Genomic DNA, 22,895 nt, shown 5'->3' with positions numbered 1-22,895 from the left:
GATAAATAGTGAAAAAGGAAATGTTAGCTATGATTTTGGCAGGGGGCCAAGGATCAAGACTAGGAGTATTTACAAAGAGAATTGCAAAGCCAGCAGTATCATTTGGGGGAAAGTACAGAATCATAGATTTTGTATTAAGTAACTGTTCTAATTCAGGAGTAGATACTGTAGGTGTTCTAACACAATATAGACCATTAATTTTAAATTCTCATATAGGTATGGGAAGTCATTGGGATTTAGATAGAATAAATGGTGGAGTTTATGTACTTCAACCATATATGAATGAAAAAGAAGGAAATTGGTATAAGGGAACTGCACATGCTATACATCAAAATATGAATTTCATAGATAGCTATAACCCAGAATATGTTCTTATATTATCAGGAGATCATATTTACAAGATGGATTATAGTAAAATGCTAGAATATCATAAGGAAAAGAATTCTAAAGCAACTATTGCAGTAATAGAAGTTCCATGGGATGAAACATCAAGATTTGGAATAATGAACACTAATTCAGATGGAAGTGTATATGAATTTGAAGAAAAGCCGAGTGAGGCAAAAAGTAATTTAGCATCTATGGGAGTTTATATATTCGACTGGAAAATGCTAAGAGATTACTTTGTTCAATCTGAAAATGAAAATTTAAATTATGAAGACTTTGGAAAAAATCTAATACCAAAAATGCTAGAAGATAATCAAGGTATGTATGCATATCCATACAAAGGTTATTGGAGAGACGTTGGTACTATACAAAGTTTATGGGACGCAAATATGGATCTTATAAAATCTAGAGAGACTTTAGATTTACAAGATCCTAAATGGAAAATATATACAAATACTATGGCTATGCCACCCCAATATGTTGGGAAAGATGCAGTTACAAATAATTCATTAGTAGCAGATGGATGTATGATATTAGGATCAGTAGAGCAATCTGTTTTATCTCATGGTGTTTCAGTAGGAGAAAATAGTAAGATAAAAGGCTCAGTTATAATGCCTAATGTGACGATAGGTAAAAATGTTATCATAGAAAAAGCTATGATAGGAGAAGGCGCAATAATAGAAGATAATGTAATTATAAGAAATAATAATGATGAAATAAATGTGGTTTCTGAATACGAAGTTATTAAGGATGAACTAGTGTTAGAAGGGGGGATGTAACAATGAGAAATGAGTGTATGGGGTTAATAAATTTAACTAAAAAGGGAGATCCAAATATAAATAAACTTAACTATGGTAGACCAATAGCATCCACTCCAATTGGAGGAAGATATAGAATTATAGACTTTATTCTTTCTAACATGGTCAACTCAGGTATAACTAATGTTGGGATATTTGCTAAAGAAAAATATAGATCATTAACAGATCACATAGATAGTGGTAAAGATTGGGATTTAAGTAGAAAAAAAGGTGGTTTATCTATATTTAGTCCGGAACACACAGAATCTCAAAATATTTACCAATATAGAAAAGGGGACATATATAACATATTATGTAATATAGAATATATAAAGAAAAGCGAAGAAGAGTATATTTTAGTTGCTCCAAGTTACATGATATGTAATATGGATTATTCAGAAGCATTAAAATACCATAAGAAATCTAATAATTATATAACTATGATATATAAAAATATTGATAATGCAAATACAGATTTTAAAGGAAACTTGACATTAAACTTAGATAATAATAATAAAGTTATAAATGTAGGTAGTAACATAGGCGTATTTGATAGAGCAGATATATATATGGAAACATATATAATGAAAAGAACAGACTTTATAGATGATATATATAACTTAATAAATACAGGAGATTACCTATACTTAGAAGATTATATAATAGAATTAGTTAAATATAAGCAAATTGGAGCATATAAATATAATGGATATTTAAAATGCATAAAATCAGTTCAAACATATTTTGAAGCAAGTAATGATCTTTTGAACGTAGATATTGCAAAAGAATTACTTTATTCAGATAGAAAAATATTAACTAAAGAAAAAAATGAATCACCAACTATATATACAGAAACTGCAAAAGTAGAAAATTCTTTTATAGCAAGTGGATGTGTAATAGAGGGCACTGTTAAAAATAGTACAATATTTAGAAGAGTACATATAGAAAAAGATGTAGTTATAGAAAACTCTGTAATAATGCAAAACTGTATTATAGGAGAAGGTGCAGAATTAAACAATGTAATATTTGATAAAAACATAAACTTAGCTCAAGGAAAAGAATTAAGAGGAGATGAAAATTATCCTATTGTTATAGAAAAAAATATATGTATTTAGTAAGAGGGGGAAATTTTTAGTGAAAGTTCTTTATGTAACATCAGAGTGCTGGCCATTTGCTAAAACAGGAGGATTAGGTGACGTAGCCTATGCATTACCTAAGGCATTAAAAAAAGAAGGTATTGATGTTAGAGTAATACTACCTAAGTATTCAACAATGCCAAATTATTTAAAGGAAAAGCTAAAGGAAGTAGCAGTATTTAGTGTAAAGGTTGGATGGAGAAACCAATATTGTGGACTTTTAGAGATGGAGTTAGATGGAGTTAAATTTTACTTTGTAGATAATGAGTATTACTTTAAGAGAGAAGGTGAAATTGCATATCTTTATGGATATGATGATGATGCAGAAAGATATACTTTCTTTAGTAATGCAGTGCTAGAAGCCATATCTATTCTTGATTTTTATCCGGATATAATTCATATGAATGATTGGCATACAGGTATGATACCTTTAACGCTTAAAGAAAAATATAACAATATAGAAAAGTATAAAAATATAAAAACTATGTACACTATTCATAATTTACAATATCAAGGTGTATTTTCAAATAAGGTCTTAGGTAATGTACTAGATCTTCCATATGAATATCTTTATAATGGAGATATTGAATATTACGGTGGAGTCAGTTTCATGAAATCTGGTATAGTTTTTAGTGATAAGGTGACTACGGTAAGTCCTACTTATACAAATGAAATACAAACTGAATTTTATGGAGAAAGCTTAGATGGATTATTAAGAACTAATTCATACAAACTAAAGGGTATTTTAAATGGAATAGATTATGATTTAAATAATCCTGCAACAGACAAAGATACATTTGTTAATTACGATGCAAAGAGTATTGATAAGAAGGTTGAGAATAAACTTAAATTACAGAAGATATTAGGTTTAGAAGTTAATTCAGACATACCTTTAATAGGTATAGTATCTAGACTAGTGTCACAAAAAGGTTTAGATTTAATATCTTATATTATGCCAGAGATAATGAGAGAGAATGTACAAATGGTAGTACTAGGTACAGGAGACCATCAATATCAATCTATGTTTAACTATTATGACTCAACATATCCAAATAAAGTCTCTGCTAGGATAACATTTGATAGTGCACTTGCACAGCAAATATATGCAGGTAGTGATATGTTTTTAATGCCATCATTATTTGAACCTTGTGGCATAGGTCAAATGTTAGCTATGAGATATGGAACACTTCCAATAGTTAGGGAAACTGGTGGTCTTAAAGATACAGTAGAACCATATAATCAATATACAGGACAAGGAAATGGGTTCAGTTTCCAAAATTATAATGCACATGATATGCTTTATTGCATCCAAAGGGCCATAGATATTTATAAAGATAAAGAAATATGGACAGAACTGGTTATAAATGCTATGAATACAGATAGTAGCTGGGAAAAATCAGCTAAAATCTATATAAGCACATATCAAGAGATGCTAAATTAAAGGAGAGATTTTATGGCCGTAATTAGCAAAAAAAAGTTTATACAGAGCTTTGAAAGTAAAATGTATAGTATGTATGCCCAACCAATAGAAGAAGCCACTAATGAACAGTTATTAAATGTTTTAAGCAGTGTAATGAAAGACATTATATCTAAAAAATGGATAGATACTAGACTATGTTGTGAAAAAGAAGTTTATTACTTTAGTATAGAATTCTTAATGGGAAGGCAATTAAAATCTAATTTATTAAATTTAGATATAGAGAATACAATTAGAACCGGATTAAAGGAAATAGGAATAAATCTAGATGATTTAATTGATACAGAAGGTGACCCAGCTTTAGGTAATGGCGGTTTGGGAAGACTTGCAGCGTGTTTTTTAGATTCTATGGCATCTTTAGGTATAAGTGGTCATGGATATGGAATTAGATACAAGAGTGGGCTGTTTGAGCAAAAGTTTGTAAATGGTTATCAGGTAGAAGTGCCTGATAACTGGCTTACTCAAGGAACTTATATCTGGGAAAGTGTGAGACCGAATAAAGCAATGGTTGTTAAATTTGAAGGTAATGTTTACTTATCAGAAGAAAAAGGTATGCTAAAAGTTCATCACACAAATTACATTCCAGTAATGGCTATGCCTTATGATATACCTATAATTGGATATCATAATGATTATATCAACACGCTAAGATTATTTAAATCAGAAATCATAAGTAGAGACTTTGGTCCTTTAACATCAAATGCAAAAAATTATTCAGGTAGTTACGAAGATGCATTAAGCTATAAATACTATACTGAAGAAATATCTCAGGTTTTATATCCAAATGATTCTAACTATGCAGGTAGATTATTAAGATTAAAACAAGAATATTTTTTAGTTAGTGCAGGAATACAAGATATAATCAGAAAGTATAAGAAAAATAAATTAAATATACTAGACCTATCAAAGAATGTAGCTATTCATATAAATGACACACATCCGACATTATGCATCCCTGAGCTTATGAGAATATTACTTGATGATGAAGAATTATCTTGGGATAAAGCTTGGGATATAACTAAAAATACTATATCTTATACGAATCACACAATAATGGCAGAAGCTATGGAAAAATGGCCTGTAGAACTGATCAAAAAATTACTTCCTAGAATATACATGATAATAGAAGAAATAAATAGACGATATGTAGAAGAACTAAATCATGACCATGATGATTATCAAAAAATACAAAGAATGAGTATTATTAATTGTGAAAGTGTTAGTATGGTTAATTTATGTATAGTGGGTAGTCATAGTGTCAATGGAGTTGCAAAACTTCATACAGAACTACTTAAAAATGAAGTACTAAATGATTTTTATGAGTATGAGGCTTATAAGTTTAATAATAAAACTAATGGGATTGCTCATAGAAGATGGCTTATAAGTTGTAACGAAGAACTTAGTGATTTGATAACACAATTAATAGGAGATGGATGGAAAAAAGATACTTTAGAGTTAAAAAAACTTGAGGAGTACAAGGAAGACCCAAAAATATTAGAAAAGCTAAGCAATATCAAAAATAACAATAAAAAAAGGTTAGCGGATTTTATAAAGACAGAGTATGATATTGAAATTAATCCAAACTCTATTTATGATGTACAAATAAAAAGATTACATGCATATAAAAGACAATTATTAAATGTGCTACACATACTTCATTTATATCATGAGCTACTAGAAAATCCTGGCTTTGATATGGAGCCTAGAACATTTATATTTGGAGCAAAAGCAGCACCAGGCTATTACTTAGCAAAAAGCATAATTAAACTAATAAATTCTGTGGCTAAGAAAATTAATAATGATGATAGAATTAAAAATAAAATAAAAGTAGTTTTTGTAGAAAATTATGGTGTATCCTTAGCTGAGATAATAATACCAGCTACAGAGGTTAGTGAACAAATTTCAACAACAACTAAAGAAGCATCAGGTACAAGTAATATGAAGTTCATGATGAATGGAGCAATTACATTGGCAACATTAGATGGAGCTAATGTAGAGATACATGAACAAGTTGGAGATGAAAATATAATAATATTTGGACTCAAAGCATCTCAAGTCTTAAATTACAATAAATATGGAGGATATTCATCGTTAGATTTATATAATTCAAATAAATATATAAAAAGAGTCGTAGATGATTTAATAAATGATTTTATAGATAATATGGGTAATGACGGTAGAGTAATATATGACTCATTAATAACGTATAATGATGAATATTTTGTATTAAGAGATCTAGAAAATTATATAAAAGCTCAACATGAAATAAATAAACTATATAAGAAAAAAGAAGAATGGAATAGAATATCTTTAATAAATATAGCAAATTCAGGCATATTCTCTTCAGATAGAACTATATCTGAGTATGCAAATGATATTTGGTTTAAAGGGTGTGAGATAAATGGGAAATATAATAAACTATAATTCTTGGGAAGATAAGGCTCCTTTTGGGGCCTTAAAGGTAAATCAAAGTATGAGATTGTCGATTAATTCGAATGAAGATTACAATATACTTGATATTTCCTGGGTAATTTTAAAAGAAAATGTAGAATTGAGCAAAATAAGTTTAGCAAGAGAGAATAATAAGTATTATCAAGGAGAATTTAATGGATTTAATGAAGTTGGTGTTTACTTTTATTATTTTGAAGTAGATATTGAAATAGATGGTCAAAATCAAAAAAAATATTATGGAAAAAGCATAGAAGATGGAAACATATATGAATATTCGTATGAAAATATAAAAAAATATCAAATTACAGCATATGAGGACTATGAAGTACCTAATTGGTATAAAGATGGAGTAATGTATCATATATTTGTAGATCGATTTAATAATGGAAACAGAACTAAAAAGACAAATAATCCCAAAAAAAATAGTTTTATATATGGAAATTGGAGTGATACTCCAATGTATATAAAAGATAATGAAGGGGACATTGTTAGATGGGACTTCCATGGAGGTAATTTAAAAGGAATTATAGACAAACTTGGATATTTAAAAAAGCTGGGAATAAGTATTATATATTTAAGTCCTATATTTGAAGCTTCAAGTAATCATAAATATGATACAGCAGATTACAAAAAAATCGATCCGATGTTTGGGGATGAAGAAACTTTTAAAGAATTAATAGATAAAGCACAGAAAAAAGGTATAAGCATAGTACTAGATGGTGTATTTAGCCACACTGGGGCAGATAGTAAATACTTCAACAAGTATGGAAACTATGGTGAAGTTGGAGCATGTCAATCACAGAGTTCTAAATATATTTCATGGTATAACTTCGAACAATATCCATATAAATATAAATGTTGGTGGGATATAAAGGCACTTCCGAATGTAAATGAATTAGAGCCAAGTTATATGGATTACATAATTAGAGACAGAGATAGTGTAATAAAGAAGTGGACTAACATGGGTGTTAAAGGTTGGAGATTAGATGTAGCAGATGAACTTCCAACTGAGTTTATAAAAATCCTTAAAAAGGAACTAAAAGAAACAGATAAAGATGCTATTCTAGCAGGGGAAGTATGGGAAGATGCATCCAATAAAATAAGTTATGGAGAAAGAAGAAACTATTTCTCAGGAAAGCAATTAGATTCAGTGATGGGTTATCCATTTAGACAAAATGTACTTTCTTTCTTAAAGAGAGATATTACATCTAAGCAACTTAACGACAAATTTATGGAAATAAAAGAGAATTATCCATCTGAAGCATTCAGATCTAATTTAAACTTATTGGGAACACATGATGTATCAAGAATAAAAACAGAGCTTAATGAGGACTGTGATGTGGTTAAGTTAGCAGTTGCAATCCAAATGACTTTTGAAGGTGTACCATATGTATACTATGGAGATGAAGCTGGACTTTGTGGTGGGTTAGATCCAGATAATAGAAGAACATATCCTTGGAAAGAAGAAGATGAGGATATGATTGAATTTTACAAAGAAGCAATAAATACAAGAAGAAAATATGATACATTAATACATGGAGACACTAAGTTTATAGATGTGAAAAATGATGATGTATTTTCTTTTATAAGATACTCAGAAGAAGAAAAAATACTAGTAATGATAAATAGAAATGAAAATACTCAAAATATAGAATTAGATTTTAAAGAAAATACACTAGAAGAAATAGACATAAAAAATAGTTCAAAAAAATACTTAGAAAGTATATTCAAAGAAAATGAAATATTCAGTATAAATTTAAATCCTAAGAGTTTTAGAGTATTCAATATAAAGACCTTAATAGAAGAATAGTATTAAAATACTATAATAATATTTAAAATATTAAATAGACATTGATTGGCACTATTTTGTTGACGATGTCTATTTATTTTACGATTTTTAAATGTATATTCTTTAATGGTAAAATAAGGTATGAAAAATGATTATTTGTACATAATCCTATTAAAATACACAATTTATATAAAAATAAAGGAGTGATGAATATGAATAATGTGGTTTTAGTGGGAAGACTAACAAGAAATCCAGAAATAAAATATGTGGGAAATGATAACTCACCATTAACTAAATTCAATATTGCAGTAGATAGAAATTATGTTAGCCAAGGCGGAGAAAAAAAGGCAGATTTTATAGATATAGAAATATGGGGTAGACAGGCAGAAAATTGTGCTAAATATCTCAATAAAGGAAGTATGGCATGTGTTAAAGGTCAAATTAGAGTAGACAGATATCAAAATTCTAATGGAGAAAATAGATATATTACAAAAGTAAGGGCAGACAGTGTTAAATTCTTAGGTTCATCAGGAGCTAGAAAGAGTTCTAATAATGAAGATGCAAATAACAAATATTTTGATGGATCTAAAGTATTTGAAGAAGTGGGAATAAGGACAGATGTGTCAGAGGAAGAATTACCATTTTAATTAATAGTACAAAGAATTATTAACAATAAATTACAACTAAAAAGGAGTATAAATATAAAATTAGAAAAATTATTTTCTTGATTATATTTATACTCCTTTTTAGTTGCTAAAAAATATAAACTGAAAGGTCTTAATATAAATAAATATTTAGAGATAGAACCTTAAAAATAATTTTTCTAAAGTTAAAAAAAGTTTATACTATTTAAATTAATGAATTTTTAGCAATATTGATTAATTTAAGAGGGTATTCTTAGGGAATACTAAGAAAATTAAGTTTAATATAGATATGACTTTAAAAAATAAGTTAATATAATATTTAAAGTAAACTAAACTTTATTTTTTAATGCGAAAAGTTTCTATATGGTGTATAATTAAGATATAAATATAGAAAAGGTTAGAAAGAAAGGAAATTATAATGAACAAAAAAATGACATTAACAAGCAAGATCTTACTGGGTTTATTGTTAGGATTTATAGTCGGATTGATATTAAAACAAGTACCTGGAGGATATATAAAAGATACATTAATACTAGGTGGAGTATTTAAAATATTAGGAAGTGGGTTTACTTCTTCTATAAAAATGATGGTAGTACCTTTAGTGCTTGTTTCATTAGTATGTGGAACAGCTTCTATGGGAGATGTAAAGAAATTAGGTAGAATTGGTGGAAAAACAATGTTTTTTTATCTAGGAACAACAGCAGTAGCAATAATAATATCACTTATACTAGGTAATTTATTAAAGCCAGGTCTAGGGCTTGATATGAGTAGTATGGCTTCAGGGGATATAGCAATTGGAGAATCAAAATCAATAGTCGAAATAATATTAAATATTATACCAAGTAATCCAATTCAATCTTTAGCAAGTGGTGAAATGTTACAAGTTATATTTTTTGCACTACTTATAGGTATAGCAATAAATGTAGTAGGAAAACAAGCAGAGCCTGTTAAGGTATTGTTTGAAAGTGCAAATGAAATATGTATGAAAATGGTAAATATAATAATGTTATTTGCTCCATATGGTGTATTTGCACTAGTAGCAGATACTTTTGCAACAGTTGGAACAGATGCGATATTTGCATTGTTAAAATATGTAGCAGTTGTATTATTAGGATTGTTAATACATGTATCACTTGTATATGGAGGACTATTTAAGTTATTTACAAAGCAGAAAATTAAGCCATTCTTGAAGAAATTTACACGAGTTGCAGCAGTTACATTCTCGACTGCATCAAGTAATGCATCTGTACCAGTAAGTTTGGAAATAATGGAAGAATTAGGGGTAGGAAAAGCAACAAGATCATTCACAATACCAATGGGAGCTACTGTAAATATGGATGGAACTGCAATAATGCAAGGTGTTGCAGCACTTTTTATAGCTCAAATATATGGAATAAACTTAGGTATGAGTGAAATGATGACAATAGTACTTACTGCAACTTTAGCATCAATAGGTACAGCAGGAGTTCCTGGGGTAGGAATGATAATGTTATCTATGGTACTTCAATCAGTAGGTCTTCCACTTGAAGGTATAGGATTAATAATGGGTGTTGAAAGAATTATAGATATGTTTAGGACTACAGTAAACGTAATGGGAGATAATGTTTGTACGTTAGTAATCGCAAATAGTGAAAAAGATTTAGATATCGATTTATATAACAAAAAATCTGAAAAACAAATAGCATAGTAATAATAGTTAAAAAACGATAGTGTTATATAGGAATTATTTTTATGAAGTTAAGATTGTTTTTCAATAAACATTAATATAAATACAAAAAACAAAAGGCTTACTTAAGTTAAATAACTGAGTAAGCTTTTTGCTTTTCAGATATTAATAACATTGAATAAGCATATAAATTATTAGAGGCTTGAACAAATAAATAGAGAGGGGCGGCATAATTATGAGTAAGAATACTGACTTTAAAGAAATTATGAAATTTGCAGGAACATACATATCGGTATGTATAGGGTCGGGATTTGCGACAGGGCAAGAAATCATGCAATTTTTTTCAGCTCATGGAATGATAAGTATTTTATCTAATATGATTTGTATGATAATACTAGCCTATTGTGGCGCAAGCTTGCTAGAAATAGGAAAGACTGTAAGATTAAAATCAAGCAATGATATATTTACATATTTATGTGGGAATTGTGTAGGTGGATTTTTCAAGATATTTATGCCTATATTTTTCCTTTGTAGTTTTATAGTTATGATATCAGGAGCAGGAGCTTCAATAAATCAATATTATGGTATAAATAAAAATATAGGCTCTCTAATATTAGCAATATTAGCGCTTATATCAGTATTATTAGGTATGAATAAGATTATAGACATATTAGGGAATATAGGACCTATGATTGTGATTATATCAGTTGGAGTTGGCATAGTAACTATATCAAGAAATTATGAAACATTCTTGTCTACAAATCAAATAATTTCTAACATAAATGTAACTAAAGCTGTAGATAGTTGGTGGGTGACGAGTGTTATATATAGCGGGCTTAATCTAATAATAGCTACAACTTTTTTAGTTGGTGTAGGATCTACAGCTAAAAATAGGAAAACTTGTATTTGGGGTGGGATACTGGGGGGCGTTATATTTATGATTGCAGCTATGGCTCTTAACCTAGGGATAATGTCAGATATACAAAATATATATATAAAAGAAATACCAACTCTATATATGGCGGACAAAATAGGACCTATAATTGGTATGATGTTTTCAATTATGTTAATAGCTGGAATATATACTACTGCAGTTCCTCTACTTTGGAGTGTATGTACTAGCTTTTCAGAAGAGAAGAGTAGTAAATTTACTATAATAGCTATAGTTTGCACAATTTTAGGTATCATAGGAGGTAGGCTACCATTTGCAATGCTAGTTAAGCTTATTTATCCAGTATCAGGATTATTTGGGGTAATTATAATTTGTGCTATTTTTATAAAACGTATAAAAATAAATAAAAGTGGTATTAACATTAAAAACAAACGTTTATAATATGTATGTACTATAAAACATACTAAAACTATGATAATATATTTACATCATAAGTGATAAGGAGAAAACAAATGAAAAAACAATTAGAAATAGATTATTCATTTGGATATGTATTTGACAAGAGTAAGTTAGTGGTAATGTATCCAGTAGGAAGTAATGTAATAGATGAAGAAGAGTATGAAATGGAAGTTGAAGTGGCATTTTTAGAGGATGGTATAGAAGTGGCATTTGAAGAAAGTGATATAACAGAAGCTAATGAAGTTATAAAGCCATTAGAAACATTTTTAATGAAACCAAATAAGATAATACCATTTGTAACGAATATAAAAGATGCTGAGACTAAAGAGGAATTGCCTAAATTACTTAAGGAATTCGATGAAGAATATGAAATAAAAGAAAATTACATAAGTAAAGATTATGAAATAAAAGATATATATGATGTATTTGAAAATGTAGCAAAATATATACCTAAAGAAAATATAGAGACATTAAACATATTAAAAATAGAATCTGATAAATTTGATATGGACAGTTTTATTAAAACAACAAGAGCTAATTTAGATGAAGCTACAGAGTCTAATTTAATACCTGTGAACATGATGAAAAGTAGTTTAACTAATAGATTATTTATAAAATCAGATGAAAAGAAAATAAATGGGAAGTATATAGTTTTTGCAACTGATATAAGTACATATTCAACTGGTATTTTATGTGCCAATAAAGAATTAGTAAAAGATTTAGATGTTGATATGGGAGACTTAGAAATATCAAATACAAGAGATGCAGGTTATTTAGTTGAAGAAGTTGATGGATATTTGACTTTTAAAATTGCAAATTATAATAGTCAAACTGGAAATAATAATCAAATAGCTCAAATTGTTGATTACAGCGGTATATTTAAGCCAATGATGATTAACTTTGTACATCAGTTTATAAAATAAAGATAATAAAAAGAGGACAGTAAATCTGTCCTTTTTTTATTATCTATTTCCATGTATTAATAATAAATAGGCACTTCCACCTAATAAAGCTCTGTCACCTTCAACTCTAGCTATTAAACAACTTTTTTCCTGAACGAAGCCATTTTCATCAACTTTACCAACAGGATTATTATTTGAATGGTGAGAATGAATAACACCATTTTCATCAACCCTACCAATAGGATCATTATAAAGATTGTATACTATGTTATTTTCATCAACTTTACCAATAGGACAGTGATGATATAGATGGTTGTGAACCACATTATCAGAATCTAATCTTGCAACAGCTCTGTTGTTATAAGGAAATTTAACCATTTTAGTCATATTTAGCACCCACCCTTTATAAAAATTATTTGTTTATTTACTTACAATTCTACATATAAAAAGATAATCCTTTGATAAAAAACAAAAATACATAATACATTGAATAATTGAAATTTTCGAAATAATAAAGCATGTAATTAATGTCATGCATTACATTATTAATATATGGCAGTTATTTCATAATTAGTACTAGAACGAATAATATACATATTATAATTTAGTACTAATAATTTTCATTATAAATCTATATAAAATATAACGATTTTTAAAAAATTATATTAAATCTAATATTCTATTATAGATATAAGTTTTTAGAATTTAAAAAATTAGCTTTTAAATTCAAAAGTAAATTTTATATAAAAAGTAGAATTAATATATGTATTTAGAGAAAAATAAGTAGAAAATGATTACTGTGGAAAAAACATAAATAATTTCAATAAATGAAAATACACTAATTGTTTATGTAAATATAGAGAAAGGAGTATTTTGACTATGGAAAAAGATAGCGTAAAGGTAATTCCTCTTGGTGGACTTGGCGAAATAGGAAAAAACATAACTGCCATAGAATACAAAGATGAAATAATAGTAATTGATGGAGGTATATCTTTTCCAGATGAGGATATGTATGGAGTAGATTTAGTAATACCTGATATAAAATACTTACTTGAAAAGAAAGATAAAATAAAAGGAATGTTTTTAACTCATGGCCATGAAGATCATATAGGAGCAATTCCATATATATTGAAACAATTAAATATGCCTGTATATGGAACTAAACTTACACTGGGTTTAGTGGCAAATAAATTAAAAGAACATGATATAGCAAAAGAAGTCAATTTAAAGCCAGTTAGAACAGGGCAAACTATTAAGCTAGAAAATATAAAAGTTGAATTTGTAGGTGTAACACACAGTATAGCAGATTCATGTGCTTTAGCTATACATACTCCTGTAGGAGTTATATTTCATACTGGAGATTTTAAAATAGATTATACTCCAATAGATGGAAGAATGACGGACCTTAATAGAATAGCTGCATTAGGTAGAAAAGGTGTATTACTTTTAATGGCAGATAGTACGAATGTAGAAAGAAGTGGGCACTCACTTTCGGAAAAGACTATAGGAGAAACCTTAAATAGAATCTTTTCACATGCAAAAGGAAGAGTTATAGTAGCTACATTTGCATCTAATATCCATAGAATGCAACAAATTGCAGATGCATCAATATTACAAAATAGAAAGATAGTTTTTAGTGGAAGAAGTATGGAAAATATTTCAAAAGTTGCAATGGAATTAGGATACTTACATATTCTACCAGAATATACTATAGATATAGATGATTTAAATAAGTATCCAAGTGAAGAAATAACTATAATAACTACAGGTAGCCAAGGAGAACCTATGGCAGGTCTTTCAAGAATTGCATATGGATCTCATAGAAAAATATCTATAGAGCCAAATGATTTATTTATACTATCAGCATCACCAATCCCAGGGAATGATAAAATAGTATCTAGAGTAATAAATCAATTATTTAGAAAAGGTGCAGATGTAATATACGAGGATTTAGAAGAAATACATGTATCAGGGCATGCATATCAAGAAGAATTAAAGTTAGTTCACAGTTTAATTAAACCAAAGTATTTTATGCCAGTACATGGTGAGTATAGACATTTAAAACACCATAGAGATTTAGCTATAAAATTAGGTATGAAACAATCAAATGTATTTACATTGGAGACTGGACAAGTTCTAGAAATATCTAACGAAAGTGCTAATGCATCTAAAACAGTTCATACAGGAGTTTTATTTGTAGATGGACTTGGAGTTGGAGATGTAGGTAATATAGTTCTAAGGGATAGAAGAGAGTTAGCTAAAGATGGTATGGTTACTATTGTCATAGCAATAAATAAAGAAAATTATAGCATAGTAGCAGGACCAGACGTTATAACTAGAGGGTTTATATATGCTAGAGAATCAGAAGATTTGATTAACAAAATAAAAGAAGTATCTAAAGATGAAATAGAGCGTTGCTTAGAAAAGGAAGTATTAGAATGGCAAATTTTAAAGAATAATGTAAAGAGATCAGTAGAACATCTCTTATATCATAAAACAAAAAGAAGACCAAGTGTATTTCCTATTATAATGGAAGTATAAATAATAAAAAATGGAGTATCTCAAAATAATTTTAATCATTTTGGGATACCCCATTTTTTCATCCAAGCTTACTTATTCTTTAATTATAGTATAGTGCGATTTTGAGGGTTATGATATATAATAGTGACAATGCTACCAATATTACTATGTCTTACAGTTAATTTTGAAATGTATTATAAATTAAAGAATGTTGAAATGTGTAGATTAATAGCATAATAGGTCTAAATAAATTACTGTCAAAAATAAAGTATCTCTCATAGTATATGTTAAGAGTAGAAACTCTACAAATTAAATACAACAGGGGGTACTAAAATGTTAGACAGATTATTTGGAGATGGCGGATTCAGTGGAATATGGATAATAGTATTATTTTTCTTATTCTTAGCATTTCAAGAGTGTTGGGCAGAAATTGATATATGCACTTGGATACCATTTTTAATATTATTATTAATAGTTTGTGCAAATGGAGATTTATTTGATGGTGGATGTGGCTGCTAATTAGTAGTAATTAACTTAAAACTATATTATACTCACTACAATTGCATGATTTTAATGTGATTGTAGTGAGTATATTTTATATTTAAGAGAATTATATATATAGAATAAATTATAATAGAAAAATGTTTATATGAGTAAAATAAATTTATATAAAAAAGGATAAAAAAATCATCTTGAAATATTTATATCTTAAATGTATAATATAAACTTAAAGTGAAAAATGATGAAAAAAACACCGTTAGAGTGTTAAGTAAGAATTTCACTTTACATAAATATAAATAAATATAAATATACGGTTATCAAAAAAATTAAATAATTTAGTGAGGTGCAATATGAAAATAGGATTTGATCATAAGAAGTATTTAGAGGAGCAATCAAAATACATTTTAGAAAGAGTAAATAATTTTGATAAGCTTTATCTAGAATTTGGCGGTAAGCTAATGGGAGATTTACATGCGAAAAGAGTATTGCCAGGATTTGATGAAAATGCAAAAATAAAAGTACTTCAACATATGAAAGAAAAAGTAGAAGTAGTTATATGTGTTTATGCAGGAGATATCGAAAGAAATAAAATAAGAGGTGACTTCGGTATAACATATGATATGGAAGTTTTAAGACTTATAGATGATTTAAGAAAGTATGAACTAGATGTAAACAGTGTTGTTATAACAAGATTTGAAGGACAACCTGCAACTACAGTATTTATAAACAAGTTAGAGCGTAGAGGAATAAAAGTATATAAGCATGCTCCAACAAAAGGATATCCAACTGATGTTGATACAATAGTAAGCGAGGAAGGATATGGAGCAAATCCTTATATAGAAACTACTAAGCCTATAGTTGTTGTTACAGCTCCAGGACCCAATAGCGGGAAATTAGGAACTTGTTTGAGCCAATTATATCATGAAAATCAAAGAGGAAATGCAGTTGGGTACTCAAAGTTTGAGACATTCCCAGTATGGAATGTACCATTAAAGCATCCTGTAAATATAGCATATGAAGCTGCTACAGTAGATTTAAAAGATGTTAACATGATAGATTCATTCCATCTTGAAAAATACGGAGAAATGGCAGTAAACTACAATAGAGATTTAGAACTATTCCCGGTTCTTAAAAAGATAATAGAGAAAATAACAGGAAAAGAATCTATATATCAATCACCAACTGATATGGGTGTTAATAGAGTTGGATACGGTATAGTAGATGATGAAGTTGTTGCTGAAGCATCAAGACAAGAAATAATAAGAAGATATTTTAAAACTGCTTGTGAATATAAAAAAGGCCAAGTAGATAAAGGGGCTTACGAAAGAATAAGAATGATAATGGAAGGTCTTAACTTAAAGCCAGAAGATAGAACAGCTGTAATTCCAGCTAGAAACTATAGTAATAAGTTAAAGGAAACTGCTGAGAAGAATGATGTTTGTCCATCCGTTGCATTAGAATTAACTGATGGAACAATATTAACTGGTAAAGGTTCAGACTTAATGAATGCAACTGCAGCTGCTACATTAAATGCTGTGAAGTATCTAGCTAATATAGCTGATGAAATTCATTTAATATCTCCTGCGATACTAGAGCCTATCGTAAACCTAAAAACTAAAACATTAGGAAGTAGAACACCAGAGTTAAGTTGTGAAGAAATTTTAACTGCACTTAGTATATGTGCTGTTACAAATCCAAGTGCTCAAGTAGTACTTGAGAAATTACCTTTATTAAAAGGGGCTCAAGCACATTCTACTACTATATTAAGTAAAAATGACGAGCAAACATTTAGAGAACTTGGTATAGATGTTACAAGTGATCCTGAATATCCATCACAAAATCTTTACTATGCTAACTAATATTAGTTAGAAATAGAGAAAATATAAGACCATACTACATCCGAGGTAGTATGGTCTTTCTTATATAAAATTATATAATCTAAAAATAAATATAAATATACGGTTATCAAGTATCTAAATAACTTAGTTCCTTGGAATACCTATTTTAAAGGTTTTCAAAAAAAAATGCAAGTTATTTTTTTAAAACGATAAAATAAATTCAAAATAATATTAATTTGATATAATAATATATGCAACATAACCTTATTAATAAAGTTATGGACAGAGAAACTAGGGCACATAAAGCAAAATAATATTAAATAAAAAAGGTGATAGTAATGGATGATAATAGGAAGATAATTCATATAGATATGGATGCTTTTTATGCATCGGTTGAACAAAGAGATAATCCTAAATTAAGAGGGAAGCCTGTAATTGTTGGAGGGGAACCTCAAAGTAGAGGAGTTGTGGCAACTTGTTCTTATGAAGCAAGAGCATATGGAATTCACTCAGCCATGCCGTCTCAAACCGCATATAAAAGATGTCCATATGCTTATTTTGTGAGACCTAGATTTGATGTGTATCACCAAGCATCCAATCAAATACGAGAAATATTCTACAGATATACGGATTTAGTAGAACCTCTATCTTTGGACGAAGCATTCTTAGATGTAACCAACAATAAAAAAAATATAAAATATGCCACAGATATAGCAAAAATGATTAAGAAGGAAATTTTAGAAGAAGTCGGATTAACGTCATCTGCGGGAGTATCATATAATAAATTCTTAGCTAAACTTGCATCTGACTATAAAAAACCAAGTGGATTAACTGTAATAACACCAAAAAACAAACAAGAATTTCTTGATAATTTACCAATAAATAAATTTTTTGGTGTGGGAAAAGTAACAGAAAGAACTCTTAAGAATCTAGGAATAAAAACAGGTTATGATTTGAGAAATTTAGAATTACATCAACTAGAGAATATATTTAAAAATAGAGGATATAATTTTTATCAATTTGCAAGAGGGATAGACTATAGACCGGTAGAACCTCACAGAGAAAGAAAATCGGTAGGGTCAGAAATTACCTTAAGTCGAAATTTAAATATAGATGATGAAGAGGTAGTGGATATATTGAGTGAAATATGCGAAGAAGTAGCTACTAGATTAAATTATTCTGATAAGTTAGGTAAAACAGTAACTCTAAAAGTTAAGTTTGATGATTTTACGCAAATAACAAGAAGCATTAGTTTAGAACATTCTATAAATAAACAGGATGAGATTAGAATAAATGTATATAATTTATTAAAAAATATTAATATAGATAAACAAATTAGATTACTAGGGGTTACATTATCAAATTTAACTAAGAAAAAAGAAGAATGTACAAATATAACTATATTTGAGTATATAGAAAAAATAAACTGAAACAGCTTGTTCAAATAATAAATAGTTAGAAAATAAAGGGGTATTTTAGCCCCTTTATTCCATTAAAATACTTCTTAAAGAATTTATATCTAAAATTTTAACTACATCTTTTGAGTAATCTATAAGTCCTTCATCTTTCATATTAATAAGTTCTCTAGATAAAGATGGTCTAGGAATCCCTAATTTTTCTGAAAGTTTTTGCTTTGTCATATTAAGATTAATAAATAAGTTACCTTGAATATCATATTCGCTAAGTAAATGATTACTGATTTTTTGACGTATACTAGTTAAAGATAAACCGGTAATAGATTTATTTAGGGTTATAATTTTATTAGTTAGATCATTTAAAAACATTGCTAAAAAATCAGGATGCTTTGTACAAAAACTAATAAAATCATTTTTTGTTATAAACATTATTTTACTAGATGTAGCAGATATAACTGTAGCAGGATACGTATTAGTATCTGAAAAAGCAATTATTTCACCGAAAAAGCCCCCTTCACTAAAAGAAGAAATATGGATAACATTATTACTAGTTAAAATTCTTTTTATATCTACACTTCCTTTCAAAACTAATCCAACTTTTTCACAAGGAGATCCCTCTAGAGCTATAATATCATTTTTAGAATAATTAACGACATTATAAGTAGATTCTTTAAAGAAGTCTAAAACATCATCTTTATTCATAAACATAATTCTCACCAAACTTTCTATAATATTATAAATAATGTAACCTGTGTTACGGAACTATATACTATTATATCATATAATAAGTATATGAAATACACATTAAAAATATGGAGGTTTAGTTATGGAAAATAAAATGTTTTGTTTTCAATGCCAAGAAACAGCAGGCTGTACAGGATGTACAAAGTTTGGAGTATGTGGAAAATCACCAGATTTAGCAAGAATGCAAGATTTATTAATATATACAACTAAAGGATTATCAGAAGTTACTACAAGACTTAGAGCAGAAGGAAAGTTAATATCTCATGATGTAAATCATTTAATAACAATAAACTTATTTACAACAATAACAAATGCAAACTTTGATGATGCAGTATTCTATGAAAGAGTTAAAGCGACTTTAAATACTAAAAAAGAGCTAATGGATACATTAAATAATAAAGAAAACTTATCAGAAGCAGCTTTATGGAATGCAACTTCTAACGCAGAGATGGACGAAAAAGTTGGAGTATTATCTAAATTAAAAAATGCAATATTAGGTGGAAAAGAAGAGACTTCGATTGATTCAATATTAGACGAAAAATCAACAAAAGTTGGTGTATTAGCTACTAAAGATGAAGATATGAGAAGTTTAAGAGAACTTATAATATATGGATTAAAAGGTATGTCAGCTTATATCAAGCATGCCAATTCATTAGGATATGATGATGAAGCAGTAAATGCATTTATGCAAAGTGCTTTAGCAAAGACTTTAGATGACAACTTAACAATAGATGAATTAATAGGATTAACTTTAGAAACTGGAAAAGTTGGAGTAGATGGAATGGCTTTATTAGATTCTGCTAATACAGGAACTTATGGAAATCCAGAAATAACTAAAGTAAATATCGGAGTTAGAAATAACCCAGGTATATTAGTATCAGGACATGATTTAAAAGATTTAGAATTATTATTAAAGCAAACAGAAGGAACTGGAGTGGATGTATATACTCACTCTGAAATGTTACCGGCTCATTATTATCCAGCATTTAAGAAGTATACTCATTTCGCAGGAAACTACGGGAATGCTTGGTGGAAACAAAAAGAAGAATTTGAAAGTTTTAACGGTCCAATATTAATGACTACAAATTGTATAGTAACTCCAAAGGATAGCTATAAAGATAGATTATATACTACTGGAGCTGCTGGATTCCCAGGGTGTACTCATATAGCAGGTGAATCAGAAGATAATAAAGATTTCTCTGTTATAATAGAGCAAGCTAAAAAATGCCCATCTCCTATAGAAATAGAAACAGGAGAAATAATAGGTGGATTTGCACATAATCAAGTATTTGCATTAGCAGACCAAGTGGTAGATGCAGTTAAATCAGGAGCTATAAAGAAATTCTTTGTTATGGCAGGATGTGATGGAAGAGCTAAATCTAGAGATTACTATACAGATTTTGCAAAAGCATTACCTAAGGATACAGTAATACTTACAGCAGGATGTGCAAAATATAAATACAACAAGTTACAATTAGGTGATATAAATGGAATACCTAGAGTATTAGATGCAGGACAATGTAATGATTCATACTCATTAGCATTAATAGCATTAAAGCTTAAAGAGGTATTTGAATTACAAGATATAAACGAATTACCAATAGCTTTTAATATAGCATGGTATGAGCAAAAAGCTGTAATAGTGTTATTATCATTATTATATCTTGGAGTTAAAAACATACATTTAGGACCAACTCTACCAGCATTCTTATCTCCAAATGTAGCTAAAGTTTTGATTGAAAACTTTGGAATCAGTGGAATAACTAATGTTGAAGATGATTTAAAGATGTTCTTAGGATAATTAAAAATATTTAAATGTAAATTAAAATGTGGAGGAATATTAAAACCTCCGCATTTTTAAAATTAATTGAAAAGTCGTAATTTGACGGAAATTTCATAGGAAAAAATTAAATAAATAGTTGCTAAAATATACGATAAATCATATAATTATATTGTAAGAACTAAGGCGACATAGCCAAGTGGTAAGGCAGTGGACTGCAACTCCTTGATCCCCAGTTCAAATCTGGGTGTCGCCTCCAATCAAGATAACTTTAATCAATATTGATTAAAGTTATTTTTCTGATTATAAGTATATTATATTCATTTTGGAGTTGTGCATAACCTGTGAATCAAAGTGGCATTACTATTTATACTTCCTATGTTTATGCAAGATAAATTATTTGCGGTATTTTTAGCAGACCCAATAGCAGATATAACGGCAGCGCTTACTACAATACTTTGCTTTACTATTTCTTACAAAAAAATTTTATCTGTAATTGATGAAAAAAGTGAAAATAAACAAAAAAAAATGTAGTAAGAACTCATTAATAATAAATTATGAATTCTTAAACTATAAATTTTAAAGAGGATATCCTGTTAAGTGATTTTAAAAATCATTTTGAGATATCCTCTTTTATGTTTAAAGATAATGGGTAATATAAAAATAGTTATACAAAAATAGGAAATTACTAAAAGGAGTAAAGATATGAATTATAATAAGATAGTTAGTGCGAAGTTTATAGAAAGACCAAATAGATTTATAGCATATTGTGAAATAGATGGTAATATTGAAAAAGTGCATGTGAAAAATACGGGAAGATGTAGAGAATTATTAATTCCAGGATGTACAGTATATCTAGAAGAAAGTGACAATCAAAATAGAAAAACTAAGTATTCATTAATATCAGTTCGAAAGGGTGATAGATTAATAAATATGGATTCTCAAGTGCCAAATAAGGTGGTGTATGAAGCTTTAATTAATAAAACAATAATACTTCCTGGATTAAATGGAGAAATTAAATTAATAAAACCAGAAAAAACTTATGGAAGTTCAAGATTTGATATATATTTAGAAACTGAAAATAAAAAAGCATTTATAGAAATAAAAGGGGCTACATTAGAAGAGCATGATATAGTGATGTTTCCAGATGCAAAAACTGAAAGGGGACTTAAGCATGTAAATGAACTTATACAAGCACAAAAACAGGGATATAATGCCTATGTTATATTTGTAGTTCAAATGGATAATATATTATATTTTACTCCAAATAAAAAAATGCACATAGAATTAGCAGATGCGCTAAAGAAGGCACAAGAAAATGGTGTAGAAGTATTGGCATATGACTGTTATATAACACCAGAAAGTATAAATATAAAAGATAAAGTTAAGGTCATATTATAGTAAGAAATTAGTATATAATAAAAATAATATAATAGGATAAATTATTAATTGTAAATTGAAAATATTACAATAAAAATGTAAGTATTTGCAATATTAATG

The 22,895-nt window shown here is 28.3% G+C and carries 18 protein-coding genes and 1 tRNA gene; 17 read left to right on the top strand and 2 right to left on the bottom strand.

Translation table 11 applies throughout. From position 1 onward, the window contains the following. The first annotated feature begins 8 nt into the window (after positions 1–8). The 9 genes from AC11VW_RS10655 (at position 9) to AC11VW_RS10615 (ending at position 12,618) form a co-directional block, all read left to right on the top strand. Positions 9–1,163, top strand: a complete 1,155-nt coding sequence (locus tag AC11VW_RS10655) for a glucose-1-phosphate adenylyltransferase (protein WP_484301396.1) — start codon at positions 9–11, stop codon at positions 1,161–1,163. Between the two features lie 2 nt (positions 1,164–1,165). Next, positions 1,166–2,296, top strand: a complete 1,131-nt coding sequence (gene glgD, locus AC11VW_RS10650; protein ID WP_484301395.1) for a glucose-1-phosphate adenylyltransferase subunit GlgD — start codon at positions 1,166–1,168, stop codon at positions 2,294–2,296. Positions 2,297–2,315: 19 nt separating this feature from the next. Continuing rightward, a complete protein-coding gene (gene glgA, locus AC11VW_RS10645; RefSeq protein WP_484301394.1) occupies positions 2,316–3,758 on the top strand; it encodes a glycogen synthase GlgA in 1,443 nt (480 codons plus the stop codon). A 12-nt stretch (positions 3,759–3,770) separates the two neighbouring features. Next, positions 3,771–6,218 carry a glycogen/starch/alpha-glucan phosphorylase gene (locus AC11VW_RS10640; protein ID WP_484301393.1) on the top strand — a complete coding sequence of 816 codons (2,448 nt, stop codon included), beginning with the start codon at positions 3,771–3,773 and terminating at the stop codon, positions 6,216–6,218. Beyond that, positions 6,196–8,055 (top strand): glycoside hydrolase family 13 protein, encoded by a 1,860-nt coding sequence (locus AC11VW_RS10635; protein ID WP_484301392.1) that lies wholly within the window; start codon positions 6,196–6,198, stop codon positions 8,053–8,055. The genes AC11VW_RS10640 and AC11VW_RS10635 overlap by 23 nt, the downstream gene beginning before the upstream one ends. A gap of 191 nt (positions 8,056–8,246) precedes the next feature. Continuing rightward, positions 8,247–8,681: a single-stranded DNA-binding protein gene (locus AC11VW_RS10630; RefSeq protein WP_484301391.1), complete on the top strand. Its 435-nt coding sequence runs from the start codon at positions 8,247–8,249 to the stop codon at positions 8,679–8,681. 415 nt (positions 8,682–9,096) lie between these two features. Then, positions 9,097–10,365, top strand: a complete 1,269-nt coding sequence (locus AC11VW_RS10625; protein WP_484301390.1) for a dicarboxylate/amino acid:cation symporter — start codon at positions 9,097–9,099, stop codon at positions 10,363–10,365. Between the two features lie 214 nt (positions 10,366–10,579). After that, positions 10,580–11,677, top strand: a complete 1,098-nt coding sequence (locus tag AC11VW_RS10620) for a YkvI family membrane protein (RefSeq protein ID WP_484301389.1) — start codon at positions 10,580–10,582, stop codon at positions 11,675–11,677. A 71-nt stretch (positions 11,678–11,748) separates the two neighbouring features. Further along, positions 11,749–12,618, top strand: coding sequence for a hypothetical protein (locus AC11VW_RS10615; protein WP_484301388.1), 870 nt, complete (start codon positions 11,749–11,751; stop codon positions 12,616–12,618). Positions 12,619–12,657: 39 nt separating this feature from the next. On the opposite strand, the gene AC11VW_RS10610 is transcribed toward AC11VW_RS10615, so the two are convergent. Next, positions 12,658–12,984, bottom strand: coding sequence for a hypothetical protein (locus AC11VW_RS10610; RefSeq protein WP_484301387.1), 327 nt, complete (start codon positions 12,982–12,984; stop codon positions 12,658–12,660). Positions 12,985–13,476: 492 nt separating this feature from the next. On the opposite strand from AC11VW_RS10610, the gene AC11VW_RS10605 reads away from it, so the two are divergent. The 4 genes from AC11VW_RS10605 (at position 13,477) to dinB (ending at position 18,886) form a co-directional block, all read left to right on the top strand. After that, positions 13,477–15,138 carry a ribonuclease J gene (locus AC11VW_RS10605; RefSeq protein WP_484301386.1) on the top strand — a complete coding sequence of 554 codons (1,662 nt, stop codon included), beginning with the start codon at positions 13,477–13,479 and terminating at the stop codon, positions 15,136–15,138. Positions 15,139–15,450: 312 nt separating this feature from the next. After that, positions 15,451–15,636: a hypothetical protein gene (locus tag AC11VW_RS10600; protein ID WP_484301385.1), complete on the top strand. Its 186-nt coding sequence runs from the start codon at positions 15,451–15,453 to the stop codon at positions 15,634–15,636. Positions 15,637–15,968: 332 nt separating this feature from the next. Next, the gene (locus AC11VW_RS10595; protein WP_484301384.1) at positions 15,969–17,477 is read left to right on the top strand and encodes a DUF1846 domain-containing protein; all 1,509 of its coding nucleotides are present in this window, start codon (positions 15,969–15,971) and stop codon (positions 17,475–17,477) included. 317 nt (positions 17,478–17,794) lie between these two features. Next, a complete protein-coding gene (gene dinB / locus AC11VW_RS10590) occupies positions 17,795–18,886 on the top strand; it encodes a DNA polymerase IV (RefSeq protein ID WP_484301383.1) in 1,092 nt (363 codons plus the stop codon). A 54-nt stretch (positions 18,887–18,940) separates the two neighbouring features. Here dinB and AC11VW_RS10585 read toward each other — a convergent pair whose 3' ends face one another. Next, positions 18,941–19,579, bottom strand: coding sequence for a Crp/Fnr family transcriptional regulator (locus AC11VW_RS10585; protein ID WP_484301382.1), 639 nt, complete (start codon positions 19,577–19,579; stop codon positions 18,941–18,943). Between the two features lie 118 nt (positions 19,580–19,697). Between AC11VW_RS10585 and hcp the strand changes: the two genes are divergently transcribed. The 4 genes from hcp to sfsA all read left to right on the top strand — a co-directional run bounded on the left by hcp (position 19,698) and on the right by sfsA (position 22,796). Continuing rightward, complete coding sequence (gene hcp, locus AC11VW_RS10580) at positions 19,698–21,416, top strand: hydroxylamine reductase (protein WP_484301381.1); 1,719 nt, start codon at positions 19,698–19,700, stop codon at positions 21,414–21,416. Between the two features lie 164 nt (positions 21,417–21,580). Next, positions 21,581–21,654: transfer RNA gene (locus tag AC11VW_RS10575), tRNA-Cys, on the top strand. A gap of 95 nt (positions 21,655–21,749) precedes the next feature. Next, a complete protein-coding gene (locus AC11VW_RS10570; RefSeq protein WP_484301380.1) occupies positions 21,750–21,929 on the top strand; it encodes a hypothetical protein in 180 nt (59 codons plus the stop codon). A gap of 171 nt (positions 21,930–22,100) precedes the next feature. Continuing rightward, positions 22,101–22,796, top strand: coding sequence for a DNA/RNA nuclease SfsA (gene sfsA / locus AC11VW_RS10565; RefSeq protein ID WP_484301379.1), 696 nt, complete (start codon positions 22,101–22,103; stop codon positions 22,794–22,796). The last annotated feature ends 99 nt before the right edge of the window (positions 22,797–22,895 follow it).

The sequence above is a fragment of the Romboutsia sp. genome (assembly GCF_056995035.1).
Note: the sequence above shows the minus strand (reverse complement) of the source record. Positions and strands in the feature narration are given on the sequence as shown.

Coding starts and splice junctions, on each gene's coding strand:
- glgD (WP_484301395.1), top strand. CDS start 1,166: ATGAGAAATGAGTGTATGGGGTTAATAAATTTAACTAAAAAGGGAGAT.
- AC11VW_RS10640 (WP_484301393.1), top strand. CDS start 3,771: ATGGCCGTAATTAGCAAAAAAAAGTTTATACAGAGCTTTGAAAGTAAA.
- AC11VW_RS10635 (WP_484301392.1), top strand. CDS start 6,196: ATGGGAAATATAATAAACTATAATTCTTGGGAAGATAAGGCTCCTTTT.
- AC11VW_RS10630 (WP_484301391.1), top strand. CDS start 8,247: ATGAATAATGTGGTTTTAGTGGGAAGACTAACAAGAAATCCAGAAATA.
- AC11VW_RS10625 (WP_484301390.1), top strand. CDS start 9,097: ATGAACAAAAAAATGACATTAACAAGCAAGATCTTACTGGGTTTATTG.
- AC11VW_RS10620 (WP_484301389.1), top strand. CDS start 10,580: ATGAGTAAGAATACTGACTTTAAAGAAATTATGAAATTTGCAGGAACA.
- AC11VW_RS10615 (WP_484301388.1), top strand. CDS start 11,749: ATGAAAAAACAATTAGAAATAGATTATTCATTTGGATATGTATTTGAC.
- AC11VW_RS10610 (WP_484301387.1), bottom strand. CDS start 12,984: ATGACTAAAATGGTTAAATTTCCTTATAACAACAGAGCTGTTGCAAGA.
- AC11VW_RS10605 (WP_484301386.1), top strand. CDS start 13,477: ATGGAAAAAGATAGCGTAAAGGTAATTCCTCTTGGTGGACTTGGCGAA.
- AC11VW_RS10600 (WP_484301385.1), top strand. CDS start 15,451: ATGTTAGACAGATTATTTGGAGATGGCGGATTCAGTGGAATATGGATA.
- AC11VW_RS10595 (WP_484301384.1), top strand. CDS start 15,969: ATGAAAATAGGATTTGATCATAAGAAGTATTTAGAGGAGCAATCAAAA.
- dinB (WP_484301383.1), top strand. CDS start 17,795: ATGGATGATAATAGGAAGATAATTCATATAGATATGGATGCTTTTTAT.
- AC11VW_RS10585 (WP_484301382.1), bottom strand. CDS start 19,579: ATGTTTATGAATAAAGATGATGTTTTAGACTTCTTTAAAGAATCTACT.
- hcp (WP_484301381.1), top strand. CDS start 19,698: ATGGAAAATAAAATGTTTTGTTTTCAATGCCAAGAAACAGCAGGCTGT.
- sfsA (WP_484301379.1), top strand. CDS start 22,101: ATGAATTATAATAAGATAGTTAGTGCGAAGTTTATAGAAAGACCAAAT.